The organism is Kitasatospora herbaricolor, from assembly GCF_030813695.1.
In the GTDB taxonomy this organism is placed as follows: domain Bacteria; phylum Actinomycetota; class Actinomycetes; order Streptomycetales; family Streptomycetaceae; genus Kitasatospora; species Kitasatospora herbaricolor.
This window is the reverse complement of sequence record NZ_JAUSVA010000002.1, coordinates 2,697,225-2,712,778: the sequence shown is the minus strand read 5'-3', so window position 1 is coordinate 2,712,778 and position 15,554 is coordinate 2,697,225. Positions and strand designations below refer to the sequence as shown.

At 75.6% G+C, this 15,554-nt stretch carries 11 protein-coding genes; 3 read left to right on the top strand and 8 right to left on the bottom strand.

Annotated features, from left to right (window positions below; genetic code table 11):
- Nucleotides 1-128: 128 nt before the first annotated feature.
- From J2S46_RS12175 to J2S46_RS12165, 3 genes are all read right to left on the bottom strand, one after another.
- Nucleotides 129-2,027 carry a helix-turn-helix domain-containing protein gene (locus J2S46_RS12175; RefSeq protein WP_191293684.1) on the bottom strand — a complete coding sequence of 633 codons (1,899 nt, stop codon included), beginning with the start codon at nt 2,025-2,027 and terminating at the stop codon, nt 129-131.
- Nucleotides 2,028-2,188: 161 nt separating this feature from the next.
- On the bottom strand, nt 2,189-3,568 hold the full coding sequence (locus J2S46_RS12170) for an MFS transporter (protein ID WP_191293683.1): 1,380 nt from the start codon (nt 3,566-3,568) through the stop codon (nt 2,189-2,191).
- A 142-nt stretch (nt 3,569-3,710) separates the two neighbouring features.
- Nucleotides 3,711-4,484 carry a 3-hydroxybutyrate dehydrogenase gene (locus J2S46_RS12165; protein WP_191293682.1) on the bottom strand — a complete coding sequence of 258 codons (774 nt, stop codon included), beginning with the start codon at nt 4,482-4,484 and terminating at the stop codon, nt 3,711-3,713.
- Between the two features lie 332 nt (nt 4,485-4,816).
- On the opposite strand from J2S46_RS12165, the gene J2S46_RS12160 reads away from it, so the two are divergent.
- A complete protein-coding gene (locus tag J2S46_RS12160) occupies nt 4,817-6,676 on the top strand; it encodes an NsdA family TPR-like regulatory protein (RefSeq protein WP_229913276.1) in 1,860 nt (619 codons plus the stop codon).
- A 134-nt stretch (nt 6,677-6,810) separates the two neighbouring features.
- On the opposite strand, the gene J2S46_RS12155 is transcribed toward J2S46_RS12160, so the two are convergent.
- Nucleotides 6,811-8,142 carry an FAD-dependent oxidoreductase gene (locus J2S46_RS12155; RefSeq protein WP_191293681.1) on the bottom strand — a complete coding sequence of 444 codons (1,332 nt, stop codon included), beginning with the start codon at nt 8,140-8,142 and terminating at the stop codon, nt 6,811-6,813.
- 440 nt (nt 8,143-8,582) lie between these two features.
- Nucleotides 8,583-9,488: a TIGR01777 family oxidoreductase gene (locus J2S46_RS12150; RefSeq protein WP_191293680.1), complete on the bottom strand. Its 906-nt coding sequence runs from the start codon at nt 9,486-9,488 to the stop codon at nt 8,583-8,585.
- Nucleotides 9,489-9,541: 53 nt separating this feature from the next.
- Between J2S46_RS12150 and J2S46_RS12145 the strand changes: the two genes are divergently transcribed.
- Together J2S46_RS12145 and J2S46_RS12140 are read left to right on the top strand one after the other, a co-directional pair.
- The gene (locus tag J2S46_RS12145; RefSeq protein ID WP_191293679.1) at nt 9,542-10,054 is read left to right on the top strand and encodes a GNAT family N-acetyltransferase; all 513 of its coding nucleotides are present in this window, start codon (nt 9,542-9,544) and stop codon (nt 10,052-10,054) included.
- A 180-nt stretch (nt 10,055-10,234) separates the two neighbouring features.
- The gene (locus J2S46_RS12140) at nt 10,235-11,341 is read left to right on the top strand and encodes a DUF2510 domain-containing protein (RefSeq protein ID WP_191293678.1); all 1,107 of its coding nucleotides are present in this window, start codon (nt 10,235-10,237) and stop codon (nt 11,339-11,341) included.
- 51 nt (nt 11,342-11,392) lie between these two features.
- On the opposite strand, the gene J2S46_RS12135 is transcribed toward J2S46_RS12140, so the two are convergent.
- The 3 genes from J2S46_RS12135 to lpdA all read right to left on the bottom strand — a co-directional run bounded on the left by J2S46_RS12135 (nt 11,393) and on the right by lpdA (nt 15,261).
- The gene (locus J2S46_RS12135) at nt 11,393-11,908 is read right to left on the bottom strand and encodes a DUF4240 domain-containing protein (protein WP_191293707.1); all 516 of its coding nucleotides are present in this window, start codon (nt 11,906-11,908) and stop codon (nt 11,393-11,395) included.
- Between the two features lie 124 nt (nt 11,909-12,032).
- Nucleotides 12,033-13,811, bottom strand: coding sequence for a 2-oxoglutarate dehydrogenase, E2 component, dihydrolipoamide succinyltransferase (gene sucB, locus J2S46_RS12130; protein WP_191293677.1), 1,779 nt, complete (start codon nt 13,809-13,811; stop codon nt 12,033-12,035).
- Nucleotides 13,812-13,872: 61 nt separating this feature from the next.
- A complete protein-coding gene (gene lpdA, locus J2S46_RS12125; protein ID WP_191293676.1) occupies nt 13,873-15,261 on the bottom strand; it encodes a dihydrolipoyl dehydrogenase in 1,389 nt (462 codons plus the stop codon).
- Nucleotides 15,262-15,554: the final 293 nt, after the last annotated feature.

Here is a 15,554-nt window from a genome sequence, read left to right as displayed (position 1 = left end):
CCGTCCCGGCCGTCCGTCCGGCAGTCCCCGGTTCGTCCGCCCGGCCGCTTCCGCGCAGGTCGCGGGCCTGCGGCGGGGCCGGGGCGGGGGCGGGCGGGGATGGCCGGGGGCCGGGGTCGGCGGCGGGGTCAGCCGTCGGCCAGCAGCTGCAGCCGCAGGGCCAGCTGGAGCTCCAGCGAGCGCTCGGGCTGGTTCCAGTCCCGGCCGAGCAGCGCCTCGATCCGGTCCAGCCGCTGGACGACGGTGTTCACGTGGACGTGCAGTTCGTCCTTGGCCCGGGTCAGGCTGCTGCCGCTGTCGAAGTACGCCCGCAGGGTCCGGACCAGCTCGGTGCCGCGCCGGGTGTCGTAGTCCAGCAGCGGGCCGAGGGTCGCGCCGACGAACCCGTGCACGTCGTGGCCGTCCCCGAGCAGCACGCCGAGGAAGCCCAGCGCCTGCGCGGAGGCCCCGTCGCCGTCGCGGCCGAGCACCCGCAGCGCCCGGACGCAGCGCACCCCCTCGGCGTGGGCGGCGGCCAGGGCGAGCGGCCCGGCGGCGGAGCGCCCGGCACCCACCGTCACCGGCACCCCGGTCAGCCGGGCCAGCCGCTCGGCGGCCTGCTCGGCGGCCTCGCCGGGGCTCGCGGACCCGTCGTCGGGCAGCAGCAGCACCACGTTCTCGCCGTGCTCGGCGCTGACGCCCCGGGAGCCGAACAGGTAGCGCCCGGCCGCGCCCGCGAGGCGGCCCCGGGCGGCCGGCCCGGCGGCCGCGGCGACCAGCACCAGGTGCGGGCGGCCGAGGTCCACGCCGAGCCGGCGGCCGCGGGCGACCAGCCCGACCGGATCCCGGTCGGGGGCGGTGAGCAGGTCGGCCAGCAGCTCGCCGCGGACCCGGTTCTCGGTCTCGGCGACCGAGCGGCGCAGCAGCAGGAGCAGCGCCGTCACCACCCCGGCACGCTCGAACAGCCGGCGGTCGGCATCGTCCAGCCCCGGCCGGCCGGACAGCACCAGGCTGCCCAGCGGCTCCTGGCCGGCCAGCACCACGCAGACCCAGGCGTCCCCGCGGCGCACCGCCCGCCCCTCGGCCCGGGAGACGGCGACGGCCTCCGCCAGCCCCTCGACGCCCCCGGCCGGGCCGGCCAGGGCGTTGCCGTCGGCGTCGTGCACCGCTATGCCGCCGTCCAGCAGCGCGGCCACCTCGGCGGCCACGTCGGCGACCTCGGCGCCGCGCAGCACCAGGTCGGTGAGCCGGTCGTGGGCCTGCTCGGCGCGCTGGACGGCGGCCGAGTGGGCCCGGATCACCGCGTTGGCGCTGTTCAGGCTCTCCAGCGCGGCCCGGGTGTCGGCCAGCGACTTGGCGGTGTCCAGGGCGATCGCGGCGTGCGCTGCCAGCGAGCAGAGCAGTGCCACCTCGTCGGGGGAGAAGGCGCGCGGCGAGCGGTCGGCCGCGAACAGCACCCCGATCACCCGCCCGCCGAGCAGCAGCGGCACCCCGATGATCGCGACCAGGCCCTCGTCCAGCACCCCGGCGTCGATCTGTCCGGTGTGGTGGAAGCGCCCGTCGGTGCGGTAGTCGGGGGTGGCGTAGGGGCGGGCGCTCTGCGCGACCAGGCCGCCGAGGCCGTCGCCGAGGCTGAGCCGCAGGTTCTGGAAGAGCGCGGAGACCGAGCCGTCGGTGACCCGCATGTACGTGTCGCCGGCCGCCTCGTCCGGCAGGGTCAGGTAGGCGGTGTCGGTGCCGAGCAGCATCCGGGCCCGGCGCACGATGGCCTGCAGCACGTCGTCCAGGTCGCGGGAGGCCGCGAGGTCGCCGGCGGTGTCGAAGAGCGCCGTCAGCTCGGCCTCCCGGCGCCGGTGCTGGCGCAGCGTCCGGTGCACCCGCAGGGCCAGCCAGGTCGCGTCGTCGATCTCCGCGAGGACGTCGACGGGCTCGCCCCGCAGCCGGGCGTCGGCGAGCACCCCGGCGAAGTCCTCGGTGGCCGCGCCGGAGGCGAGCAGGTCGAGCAGCCGGCGCAGGGCGGGCGCCGCCCCCGGGGTCGGGTCGGTCATGGTGCAGCCGCCAATCGGCAGAGTCAGGCCTCGGGAACGTCGGCCGGTCACGGGGACGGAAGCGCGATGGTACGCCTGGCGGGGCCGGGACGACCGGCGGCCGGCGCCCGGGGTGGACCGGGCGCCGGCCGCCGGGGCGGACGGTCTGGGCAGGGGCCCGCTCAGACGGTGAGCGTCTTCGCCGGGACGGCGGCGGGCGCGGCCGCCCCCTGGGCGGCGTCGACCTCGGCCAGGTCGCGGCCGCGGGTCTCCTTGGCGCAGAGCACCGCGAGCACGGTGATCACCGCCGCGATCGCCACGTACACCGAGATCGGCGTCGAGCTGCCGTAGTCCTTGAGCAGCGCGGTGGCGATCAGCGGCGCCGGGGCGCCGGCCGCGACCGAGGCGAACTGGGCGCCGATGGAGGCGCCGGAGTAGCGCATCCGGGTCGCGAACAGCTCGGAGAAGAACGCCGCCTGCGGGGCGTACATCATGCTGTGGAAGACCAGACCGATCGTCACCGCCAGCAGCAGCGAGCCGAAGGACTTCGCGTCGACCAGGGTGAAGAAGACGAACGCCCAGACGCCGACCCCGACCGCGCCCACCAGGTACACCGGCTTGCGCCCGACCCGGTCGGAGAGCGCGCCGAACAGCGGGATCAGGGCGAACTGGATCGCCGAGGCCACCAGGACGGCGTTCAGCGCGGTCTGCTTGGGCAGGTGGACGTGGGTGACGGCGTAGGCCAGCACGAAGGTGGTCATCACGTAGTACGAGATGTTCTCCGCCATCCGGGCGCCCATCGCCACCAGCACCTCGCGCCAGTGGTGGCGCAGCACGGCCACCAGCGGCGGCTGCTCGGTCTGCTGCGCGGCCTTGCGGGCCTCGGCGTTCGCCAGCGCCTGCCGGAACAGCGGCGACTCGTCCACCGACAGCCGGATCCACATGCCCACCAGCACCAGCAGGGCCGAGAGCAGGAACGGCACCCGCCAGCCCCAGGAGAGGAAGGTGGACTCCGACTGAACGGCCGTCAGCAGCGACAGCACACCGGCGGCCAGCAGGTTCCCGGCCGGCGCCCCGCCCTGCGGCCAGGAGGCCCAGAAGCCGCGCCGCCGGGCGTCCCCGTGCTCGGAGACCAGCAGTACCGCGCCGCCCCACTCGCCGCCGAGCGCGAAGCCCTGGACCAGGCGCAGCGCCGTCAGCATGATCGGGGCCGCCACCCCGACCTGGTGGTACGTCGGCAGGCAGCCGATCAGGGTGGTCGAGCCGCCCATCAGCAGCAGGCTCACCACCAGCAGCTTCTTGCGGCCGATCCGGTCGCCGAAGTGGCCGAAGACCAGGGCGCCGAGCGGACGGGCGGCGAAGCCGATGGCGTAGGTGAGGAAGGACAGCAGGGTGCCGGTCAGCGGGTCGCTGTTGGGGAAGAACACCTTGCCGAAGACCAGCGCGGCGGCGGTGCCGTAGAGGAAGTAGTCGTACCACTCGATGGTGGTGCCGATCAGGCTCGCGCCGACGACCTTCCAGAGGGGGGAGCTGGTTCTCGCTACGTCGGGAGAACTGGCCATGGGGTCCACCTGTCTTCTCTGCGGGTGAGGCGGGGCGGGGGCCGGGCGGGGGCCCGGGGCGGGACGGGAGGGAGCGGGGGACGGGGAGCGGGGAGCGGGGGACGGGGAGTGGTGCGGGGAGGAGACGGCGGGCGCGGGTCGGTCAGTGCGCCGTCCAGCCGCCGTCCAGGGGCAGGCTGGCGCCGGTCAGGTAGGAGGCGTGCGGGGAGCAGAGCCAGAGGGCCAGCTGCGCCACCTCGCCGGGCTCGATGAGGCGCTTCACGGCGGTGCGGTCCAGCATGATCCGCTCCACCACCTCCTCCTCGGGGATGCCGTGGGCGAGCGACTGCGCGGCGATCTGCCGCTCCACCAGCGGGGTGCGGACGTAGCCGGGATTGACGCAGTTGCTGGTGACCCCGTGCGGGGCGCCCTCCAGCGCCACCGTCTTGCTGAGGCCCTCCAGGCCGTGCTTGGCGGTGACGTACGCGGACTTGAAGGCGCTGGCCCGCAGCCCGTGCACGGAGGAGATGTTGACGACCCGTCCCCAGCCCTGGGCGTACATGTGCGGCAGGGTGCGGCGCAGGATCCGGAACGGGGCCTCCACCATCACCCGCTGGATCAGGGCGAAGCGCTCCGGCGGGAACTCGTGCACGGGGGCGACGTGCTGCAGACCGGCGTTGTTGACCACGATGTCCGCGTCGGTCGGCAGGGAGTCCACCGCGGCCGGGTCGGAGAGGTCGACGACGTGCGCCACGCCGTTGATCCGCTCGGCGAGCTCGCCGGCCGGGCCGGCCGCCAGGTCGACGACGTAGACCTTGGCGCCCGCCTCGGCGAGGGCCTCGGCACAGGCCAGGCCGATTCCTGAGGCCGCGCCCGTGACCAGGGCGGTCCGGCCGCTGAGGCCGCCTGCGGGGGGCCGGTCCGAAGTGGTGTCCATGGGCCAGAACGGTAGGAATTCGCGGGCCGCTCTCCTATGGTCCCCGTCGCCACAGTGTCCGTGACCGCTATGGCGACGCCCGCCATGGGGCCCGTCGCACCCCGTGCGTCCCGGGCGGCAGGCCGGCGGCCCTGGGCAACGCAAACCACAGCCGCCCCCGCTTCAACACAATGGACGCCCTTGCTTCACCCGTTCGGAGGATTGCCCGGCCAGAACCGCACATAGCGCCCGAATGCTCGCTACATTCACGCCGATTCCCGACAGGGGGCGCCGCCCGGGCACCGGGGGACTGGATTGTGCCTGAGCGACGCTTCGAGAGGTGTTGACTGACTATGCCCCAACGGCCCGCAACAGACGACAGCCCGGCGTACGGACCGCTCGACCCGCTCGACCCCCGCGTTGGGCCGGACGGGCCGGCCCTCACGGACGCCTCCGACTCCCTGCACGACGCCCCCGGGCCGCCCCAGGACGCGGGGCGGCCCGACGCCGCCGGGCCGCCCGACGGCGCCCCGCACCCCGGCGAGCCGGGGCACCACGACAGCGCCGGACTGCGGGCGCCGGCCGCGGGGCCGGGCGACCCGCCGGCCGCCGGCGCCCCGCAGAACGGCCGGCTGGCCGTGCTGATCGACGAGGCCGGCTTCTCGCACGCCGGCCTGGCCCGCCGGGTCGACCAGCTCGGCCTGGAACACGGCCTGGACCTGCGCTACGACAAGACCTCCGTGACCCGCTGGCTCCGTGGCCAGCAGCCCCGCGGCGCCACCCCGGCCCTGATCGCGGAGGTCTTCACCCGCCGGCTCGGCCGCCGGCTCACCGCCCAGGACCTCGGCCTGGACGCCTGCGCGCCGGTCTACGCCGGGCTGGAGTTCGCCGAGACGCCGCAGGAGGCGGTGGAGATCGTCGCCAGCATGTGGCGCAAGGACAGCGGCCCGCAGTCCGAGCTGCGCCGGATCGCCTTCACCCCGGCCGGCCTGGTCGTCCCGAGCCGGGACTGGCTGATCGGCCGGACGGACGAGCGGGTGGCCAGGGACGGCTCGGTGCCGGGCCTGCTCGACCCCTCGCCCGGTCCGGGCGGTGCCGCGGCGGGCCCGCCCGGTCAAGGAGGTCCGGCCGGCCCCGCGGCCCCGGTCCGACCCGGTGAGCGGGGGCCCGAGCGGGCACCCGAGCGGCGACCGGGCGTGGCACCCGGCCAGCCCGCCCTCGGCCGGGTCCCGTTGCAGAACCGGCGCCCGCCCGTCGCGGTCGAGCCGCCGTCGGGCGACCCGTCGGGCGAACCGCGCCCGGCCCTGCGGGTCGGGCGCGGGGACATCGCCGCCGTCCGCGCGGTCGGCGACCTCTTCCGCGCCCTGGACCAGGCCTACGGCGGCGGCCACGCCCGGCAGGCCCTGGTGCGGTACCTGGAGAGCGAGGCCGAGCCGATGCTGCGCGGCCGGTACGGCGAGCAGATCGGCCGGGCGCTGTTCGGCGCCGTCGCCGACCTCACCCGGCTGGCCGGCTGGACGTCCTTCGACATCGCCGCCCACGGCCTGGCACAGCGCTACTTCGTCCAGGCGCTGCGGCTCTCCCAGGCGGCCGGCGACCGCGCGCTCGGCGGCTACGTGCTGGTCACCATGAGCCAGCAGGCGGTGCACCTCGGCCACGGCCGGGAGGCGGTCCAGCTGGCCCGGGTCGCCCAGCAGGGCGTCGGCACCTCGGTGCCCCCCGCCGTTCAGTCGCTGCTGCACGCCGCCGAGGCGCGCGGCCACGGGCTGCTCGGCGACGTCCGGGCCTGCACCACGGCGCTGGTCCGCTCGGAGCGCTCGCTGGCCGCCGCCCGCCCGGGCGACGACCTGCCCCCGTGGGCCCGGTTCTTCGACGAGGCCCAGTTGGCCGACGAGTTCGCGCACTGCTACCGCGACCTCCAGCAGTGGCGGCCGGCCGCCCAGCACGCCGAGAAGTCGCTGCGCCTGCGCTCGCCCGCGTACGCCCGGAGCCGCATCTTCTGCCGGCTGGTGCTGGCCACCGCCCGGCTCGGCATGGGCGACCTGGACGAGGCCTGCACGATGGCGACCGACGCGCTGCGGGCAGCCGGGGAGATGCGCTCCGCCCGCACGCTGGAGTACGTCCGCGAGTTCCACCGCCGGCTCACGCCGTACCGCGGCAGCCCGGTGGCCCGGGCCTTCGAGGAGGCCGCCCGCCAGGCCGGGGTGGTCTGAGGGCCCGTCGGGCCGCCGCCCCGCCGAGGGGTCGGGGCGGCGGACGGCGCGCGGGGCCGCGGCGGGGCGCCGGTCCTCCCGGTCCGCGCGGCCGGGGGTCCCGGTTCCCCCGGCCGTGCGGACCGGCTCCGGGGCTACGCGGCCACCTCCGCCTCGCGGCCGGCCGCAGGCAGCCCCAGGTCCCGCAGGACGGCGTCGGCCGCCCGGCGGCCGGAGACCAGGGCCCCCTGCACGCTGCTGGTGTCCCGGTGGTCGCCGCAGACGTACAGCCCGGCCAGCACCCGGACCGGCCGCCGGAAGTTGTGCGGCGGCGGCATCGCGGGCACGGCGTCCGGCACATGGCGCACGCTCAGGAACTCCCACCCGGTGGTGGAGGTCCCGTACAGCTCCGCCAGCCGCGCGCGGACGGCCGGTTCGAGCCCGGCCGCCCCGCCGCTGTCGAAGCCGCGCCGCCCCAGCACCGTGGTGGCGATCAGGGCCTGCCCCGCCGGCGCGTACGAGGGGTGCAGCTCGCTCAGCACCAGCGAGTGGGAGACCAGCGGCGGTCCGCTGCCGGTCCGGTCGCCCTCCAGCAACAGCACCGGCTCGTTCACCGGCGTCCGGTCGGCGGCGTGGTAGTACGTGGTCACCGGGTGGAAGGCGGGCAGCCGCAGACCGGGCATCAGCTCGGCGGCGGAGGGCGCGTCGGTGGCGATCACCACGGCCTGGGCGCCGATCCGGCCGTGGTTCGCCGTCTCGACCCCGTCGGCGGCGATCGAGGTGACCCGCACCCCGAGCCGGACGGTGCCGGCGGGCAGGGCGGCGGCCAACTGGGCGGGCACGGCGGCGATCCCGGCGGCGGGCAGGCAGAGCCGTCCGCGCGCGTACGAGCGCAGCACCAGGTCGGCGACCCGGCTGCTGGTCCCGAGGCCGGGGTCGCTGAGCAGCGCCCCCAGCAGGGGTCGCAGCACGCCGTCGACGGTACGGGCGGGCAGCCCGCGCTCGGTCAGCGCGCGGGCGGCGGTGGTCTCGGGGCGGGCCAGCAGCCGCGAGGCCGGGGTGGCGGCCAGCCGGCTCAGCCAGCTGCCGAGCCTGGCCTTGTCCAGCGGGCTGCCGAAGGGCGTGCGGGTGGCCGCCTGGCGGGCGGTGGTCAGCTGTGGGTCGCCGGCCCGGTAGCGCCGGCCGCCGCTGTGCACCAGGACGCCGGGGGCGAGCGGGCGCAGGTCCAGCCGGTCCAGGTCCAGCCGGCGCCGCAGCTCGGGGAAGGCGGTGTTGAGCAGGTGGCTGCCGTGGTCGAGCCGGAACCCGTCCACCTCGCGGGTGGCCATCCGGCCGCCGATCCGGCCGGTGGTCTCCAGCACCTGGACGGTCAGTCCGTGGCCGGTCAGCGCGCGGGCGGCGGCGAGGCCTGCCGCCCCGGCGCCCACCACCACGACGTCGGGGTCGGACTGGCGGCGGGTACGGCGGGTGAAGTCGTATGCGGGCACTGGCGTGCTCCCTCCCTGGTCCCGGAGCTTCGGCCGACACAGGCAGCGGGGTGCCGGGACACGGTCCGCCCAAGTGATGCCCCGTCAATGCCGGAATCAGACAGCGGGGCCGGGCCGGATCCGTGGGCGCGGCGGGATTCGGTGGCACGGGCCGGGGCACGGTCACGCAGTGTGCGCCGGGCCGCCCGGTTGGCGGGCCCTCGGCCGCGCACGGTGACCTGGTACCTGCGGCGCGCCTCTCGTGTGCTCCCGTGCGCCCCCTGCTCCCGTTTCCGCCCTCCTCGCCCCCGAGGGCGCCGGGCCGTCCGGCAGGTCGCCACGGGCCCCGCGCCGGGGCCGCTGCGGGCCGCCCTGACGGCCGCCCAGGGCCGGGCCGCCACTCCGGCCCCCGCCCGGGCCCGCAGGGGCGCCAGGGGCCCCGGGGCCGGCCCGGGCCGTGGCTAGAGGGCCGCCCGCACCGCCGACTCGACATCCGGGTGCCGGAACCGGAAGCCGGCCTCGGTCAGCCGGGCGGGGAGCACCCGGTGGCTCCCGGCCACCTCGACCGCGAGCTCGCCGAGGACGGTCCTCAGCACGGCCTCCGGCACCGGGAACGGCGTCGGGCGCCCGAGCACCCGCCCGACCGCCGCCGTCAGCTCACGGTTGGTCACCGGCTGGGGCGCGGTCAGGTTGACCGGCCCCTCGATGTCCTTCCGGTCGATCAGGAAGCGCAGCGCGGCGACCTCGTCGGCCAGCGAGATGAAGCTCCAGTACTGGTCGCCCGACCCCAGCCGGCCACCGAGCCCCAGCTTGAACAGCGGGAACAGCCTGGCGCCCGCGCCACCGCCGGTCGCCAGCACCAGTCCGGTCCGCGGGTGCACGACCCGGATGCCGGCGTCGGCGGCGGGCCGGGCCGCGGCCTCCCACTCCACGCAGACCTCGGCGAGGAAGTCGTCCCCGGCCGGTGAGTCCTCGTCGATCACCCGGTCCCCGGTCTGGCCGTAGTAGCCCACCGCCGAGGCGCTGACCAGCACCCGGGGCGGGGTGTCGGCGGCGGCCAGCGCGGCGGCCAGGGTCTCGGTGCCGAGCACCCGGCTCTCCCTGATCTCCCGCTTGTAGGAGTCGGTCCAGCGGTGGTCGCCGACGCCGGCGCCGGCCAGGTGCACCACGGCCTCGACCCCGGCCAGCCCGGCCCGGTCGATCTCCATCCGCAGCGGGTTCCAGCCGATGGCGGTGGTGCCGTCGGCCTGCGGCCCGGTCCGGCTGCGGTGCCGGACCAGCCGGACCACCTGGTGGCCGTCGGCCAGCAGCGAGCGGACGAGTGCGGACCCGAGGAACCCGGTCGAACCGGTGACAGCGATGCGCATGGGCCCATCCTCGCAGCTCCGTCGGCCCCGGCCGGGGAACGCCGCTGGCTAGCATGGCGCCCATGCGAGACGACGAACTGATCATCCGATCGGCCCGCCCTGAGGACGAACGGGAACTGGCAGACCTCAACCGCGCCGCCTGGTCGTGGCTGAGCGACGTCGCCCCCCGGCCCGCCGAGGACAGCGGGGTCTTCGACGAGCGGCACCCGCCGGAGCAGTACCTGCTGGCCCTGATCGGCGGCCGGGTGGTGGGCTACGTGCGCCAGGTGCCGCCCACCCCGCTGGCCAGCAACCGGCACGTCCGGCAGATCCAGGGCCTCGCCGTCGACGGGTCGGTCCGCGGCCGCGGCGTCGGGCGCGCGCTGGTCGAGGCCGCCTGCGCGGCGGCCCGGGCGGACGGCGCCCGCCGGATCAGCCTGCGGGTGCTCGGCCACAACGAGCCCGCCCGCCGGCTCTACGAACGCTGCGGCTTCCGCGTCGAGGGCTCGCTGAGCGAGGAGTTCCTGCTGGACGGCCGGTACGTGGACGACATCTGGATGGCCCGCCGGCTCGACGCCGAGGACTGACGGGGGGCGACCCCACGCGAGCGGGGCCGACCGCCCGCCGAGTACCCGGTACCACGCCCGCCGGGCCCGGCCCCGCCCGCGCCGGGCACCCGGGCGCAGTGGCCGAACCGTGACAACCCGGACCGTACTGTCACCGGCAGGCCCTGTCTGGGAGCGGTCCACGACGGGTACGGTACGGCGGTGAGCAACTCGACGCCTCCCGGTTGGTATCCCGTACCGGGCACAGGGCCGGACGGCGCGGCCACCCACGAGCGCTGGTGGGACGGCAACGCCTGGAGCAACGACGTCCGTCCGGCCGCCGGCGGCCCGCCCACGGGCGGGCAGATCGCCGATGCTCCGACCCAGGCCTGGCAGAGCACGGCACCGCCGCAGGCCGCCCCGGGGTACGGGCCGCCGGCCGCGCCCCCCGGCTACGGGCCCGCCGCCCAGCCCGGCCAGGGCTACGGCTACCCGCCGCAGCCCGGCGCGGGGTACCCGTCCGGCTATCCGGCCGGCGGCGCCCAGCCGGGTGGACCGGGCCTGCCCGGCTACCCGCCCGGCGCCGGCTACCCCGGCCCGGCCGCCCCGCGCAGGAGCAGCAACGGCCTGGTCATCGGCGTGGTGGTGGCCGTCCTGGTGGCCGGCGGCATCGCGGCGGGGGTGGCCCTGAACAGCGGCGACGATCCCAAGCCCAGGCCCACGCCGACCCTCGCGCTGCCGACCCTCCCGGACGGCCCCTCGGAGAGCCCCGCCGGCTCGCCCAGCCGGCGTCCCAGCCCCTCCGCCTCGCCGCGCAGCACCGCCCCGGTGGCGGTGACCGGGACGGTGCCCGACGCCCAGCACGCCATCACCGTCCCCGTACTGGCGGGGTGGGTGGCCGGTACGCCCGGCAGCACCGCGACCGTCGCGCTGACCAGCGGCCCCTACACCTGCCCGGGCGGCGGGGACTGCGTCCGGGGCCAGTTCTCGATCAAGACGGATCCCGTCCAGGGCTCCACCGCGCGGGCGGCGGCCGAGGCGGCGATCCCCGCCTACGCGCAGGCGATCTTCTCCGGCCTGTCCTCGCACACCGACGCCGGCTCCTCGGCGACCACGGTGGCGGGCGTCGCCGGCTACGCGGTGCGCTGGCACGTCCGCACCAGTGACGGCACCACCGGCTACGTGCTGCTGGCGGCCGTGCCGGCCGAGGGCGGCGGCTTCGTCGTCCTCAACGGCGGGGTGGACGAGGACCCGAAGGCGCCGGACCCGTCCGCCCTCGACCAGATCCTCAAGGGCATCAAGCAGGACGGCACCGGCAGCGGGGTCTGACGGGCCGGGGCCGACCGAGGGGCCGGGAACGGGGTACGCCCCGGGCCCGGCCTACTCGCCGAAGCGCTCCCAGAGCTGGGGGAAGCGTTTCGCCATCGCCTCGGTGTCGGAGAAGTCCAGCGGTGCGCCCTGCGGCCCGGCCGGCTGGTCCAGCCCGAGGTCGGGCAGCGGCAGCCCGGTCAGCTGCTCGTACGCCTCGTCGGCGGCGTAGCCGATGTCCTCGGCGTCGCCGTCCTCCTCCTCGTCGAAGTCGGGTACCAGCTCCGCAAGGTCGTCGGGCTCCTGCAGTGCGCCCTCGAAGACCTCCCGGCCCTGGCCGATCAGCCAGCAGCGGAAGTAGTCGAAGGCGTCCTCCGACGCGCCCTCCAGCAGCAGGTGGGCGGCGCCCCACAGGTCGGTCCGGTACGCGCGCTGGAAGCGCGCCTCGAACAGCCGGGCGAAGTCGATGACGTCGTCCGGCGTCAGCTGCGCGAGCCGCTCCACCAGCCGGTCGGCCTGCTCGTCCGGGTCGCCGTCGGCGGCGTCCCGGGTCTCGTCGATGATCTGCCAGAAGTCCGTCTCGTACATCACCGCTCCAGCATCCCTGTTCACTCGGGCAAACGCATGCGAAGTCGCCGTGAAACGCGGAAACCCCCGCTCCGTCCGGGGACGGAGCGGGGGTCGCGGCAGCGGGCGCGGCCCGCTGACGGCCTTACAGGCCGAGGTCGCCCTCGAAGGCGCCCTCTTCCAGACGGGCCTTGACGGTGCCGAGGTAGCGGGCGGCGTCGGCGCCGTCCACGATCCGGTGGTCGTACGACAGGGCCAGGTAGACCATGTCGCGGACGGCGATCGTCTCGCCCAGGTCCGGGTGGTTGATCACGACCGGGCGGCGCACGGTGGCGCCGATGCCCAGCATGCCGACCTGCGGCTGGTTGAGGATCGGGGTGTCGAACAGCGCGCCGCGCGAACCGGTGTTGGTCACCGTGAAGGTGCCGCCCGCCAGCTCGTCCGGCTTCAGGCCGCCGTCGCGGGTGCGGGTCGCCAGGTCGGCGACCTTCTTCGCGATGCCGGCGATGTTGAAGTCACCCGCGCCGTGGATCACCGGGACGAACAGGCCCTTGTCGGTGTCCACCGCGACGCCGATGTTCTCGACGTCGTGGTAGGTGATGGTGTCGTCGGCGTTGACCTTGGCGTTCAGGACCGGGTGGACCTTGAGCGCCTCGGTGGCGGCCTTGATGAAGAACGGCAGCGGGGAGAGCTTGACGCCCTCGCGCTGCAGGAAGCCGTTCTTCGCCTTGTTGCGCAGCTGCATGATGCGGGTGACGTCCACCTCGACCACGGTGGTCAGCTGGGCCGACACCTTGAGCGAGTCGACCATGTGCTTGGCGATGGCCTTGCGGACCCGGGTCATCGGCACGGTCTGGCCGCGCAGCGGGGACGGCGCGGCGGCGGCCTTCGGCGCGGCGGCAGCGGCGGGCGCCGGAGCGGCCACCACCTTGGCGGCCTCGGCGGCGGCGATGACGTCCTGCTTGCGGATCCGGCCGCCGACACCGGTGCCGGTGACGGAGCCCAGGGCGACACCCTGCTCGGCGGCGAGCTTGCGCACCAGCGGGGTGACGTAGGCGTCGGAGCTGTCGGCGGCGGGAGCGGCCGGGGCGGCGACGGGGGCCGGGGCGGCGACCGGGGCCGGAGCGGCCGGAGCCACCGGGGCGGGAGCGGCGACCGGGGCGGGAGCGGCAGCCGGGGCCGGAGCCTCGGCGACCGGCGCGGGGGCCGGGGCGGCGACCGGGGCCGGAGCGGCCGGAGCGGCGACGGGAGCGGGGGCCGCGGCCGGGGCCGGAGCGGCGGCCGGGGCCGGGGCGGCGGCGACCGCGCCCGCGACACCGATCAGCGCGAGCTGGGCGCCGACCTCGGCACTCTCGTCCTCGCCCACGAGGATCTTCACCAGCACGCCGGCGACCGGCGAGGGGATCTCGGTGTCGACCTTGTCGGTGGAGACCTCGAGCAGCGGCTCGTCGATCTCGACGGTGTCGCCCTCGGCCTTCAGCCAGCGGGTGACGGTGCCCTCGGAGACGCTCTCGCCCAGCGCGGGGAGCAGCACCGGGGTGGCGTCGCCGGCCGGGGCGGCAGCGGCCGGCGCGGCAGCCGGGGCCTCGGCCACCGGGGCGGGAGCGGCCGGAGCCTCGGCGACGGGGGCCGGCGCGGCCGGGGCCGCCTCGGCGACCGGCGCGGCAGCGGCGACCGGGGCGCCCGAGCCGTCGTCGATGACGGCCAGCTCGGTGCCGACCTCGACCGTCTCGTCCTCGGCGACCTTGATGGCGGCGAGGATGCCGGAGACCGGCGACGGGATCTCGGTGTCGACCTTGTCGGTCGAGACCTCGAGCAGCGGCTCGTCGACCTCGACGCGCTCACCCTCGGCCTTCAGCCAGCGGGTGACAGTGCCCTCGGAAACGCTCTCGCCCAGCGCGGGCAGTGTTACTGAGACCGCCATGGTTTCAGCGACTCCTATCAAGTCTTGCGTACGGGATGGGGGAAGTAAGCGGGGCGCGCGATCAGTCGTGCGCGTGCAGCGGCTTGCCGGCCAGCGCCAGGTGCGCCTCGCCGAGGGCCTCGGACTGCGACGGGTGCGCGTGGATGAGCTGCGCGACCTCGGCCGGCAGCGCCTCCCAGTTGTAGATGAGCTGGGCTTCGCCGACCTGCTCACCCATGCGGGCACCGACCATGTGGACGCCGACCACGGCGCCGTCCTTGACCTGGACGAGCTTGATCTCGCCGGCGGTCTTGAGGATCTTGCTCTTGCCGTTGCCGGCCAGGTTGTACTTGAGCGTGACGACCTTGTCCTTGCCGTACAGCTCCACGGCCTTGGCCTCGGTGATGCCCACCGACGCGACCTCGGGGTTGCAGTACGTCACGCGCGGCACGCCGTCGTAGTCGATCGGCACGGCCTTGAGGCCGGCCAGGCGCTCGGCGACGAGGATGCCCTCGGCGAAGCCGACGTGGGCCAGCTGCAGGGTCGGGACCAGGTCGCCGACGGCGGAGATGGTGGGCACGTTGGTGCGCATGTACTCGTCGACCAGGACGTAGCCGCGGTCGGTGGCGACGCCGTTCTCCTCGTAGCCGAGGCCGGCCGAGACCGGGCCGCGGCCGATGGCGACGAGCAGCAGGTCGGCGTCGATCTGCTTGCCGTTCTCGGTGGAGACGCGCACGCCGTCGGCGGTGTACTCGACGCCCGAGAAGCGGGCCTTCAGCTCGAACTTGATGCCGCGCTTGCGGAAGGCGCGCTCCAGCAGCTTGGAGGAGTTCTCGTCCTCCAGCGGGGCCAGGTGCGGCAGGGCCTCGACGATGGTGACGTCGACGCCGAAGGACTTCCAGACGGACGCGAACTCGACGCCGATGACGCCGCCGCCCAGGATCACGGCCGACTTCGGGATGCGGTCGAGCTTGAGGGCGTGGTCCGAGGAGATCACCCGGTCGCCGTCGATGGTCAGGCCCGGCAGCGACTTCGGCACGGAGCCGGTGGCGAGGACGATGTGGCGGCCCTCGACGCGCTGGCCGTTCACGTCCACCGAGGTCTGCGAGGAGAGCTTGCCCTCGCCGGTGATGTAGTGGACCTTGCGGGAGGCGACCAGGCCCTGCAGACCCTTGTACAGGCCGGAGACGACGTCGTCCTTGTACTTGTGGACGCCCTTGATGTCGATGCCCTGGAAGGTGGCGAGGACACCGAAGTCCGCCGCCTCGCGGGTCTCGTCCGCGACCTCGGCCGCGTGCAGGAGAGCCTTGGTCGGGATGCAACCACGGTGCAGGCAGGTGCCGCCCAGCTCGCCCTTCTCGATCAGGGCCACACTCAGGCCCAGCTGAGCGGCGCGGAGCGCCGCGGCGTAACCGCCGCTTCCGCCTCCGAGAATGACAACGTCGAAAACGGTGCTGGCGTCGTTCGCCACGTCACGTCCTCCATGCAAAGGGGTGCGGATCGCCGGGCCGGTCGCGGTCCGGTGGGTCGGGAAGCCTTTGTAAGGCGCCCAGTCGTGCCGGAAATACATCTTCGCACTTGTTCGTGGCAGCTGATGTCCCGGCCTGCCCCGAGGGTATCGGGGCACCCCGTAGCGGGGGGTCGAACGTCCCGTACGTCAGGGTATCGCCGCAGCTCACAGGGGTCGTTCCCGGGCGGTGAGCCGGGCCGTCCGGGGCCGGTGGCCCGGGGAGTTCCACCTTGTGGAACAAAGTTTCGCCCGCA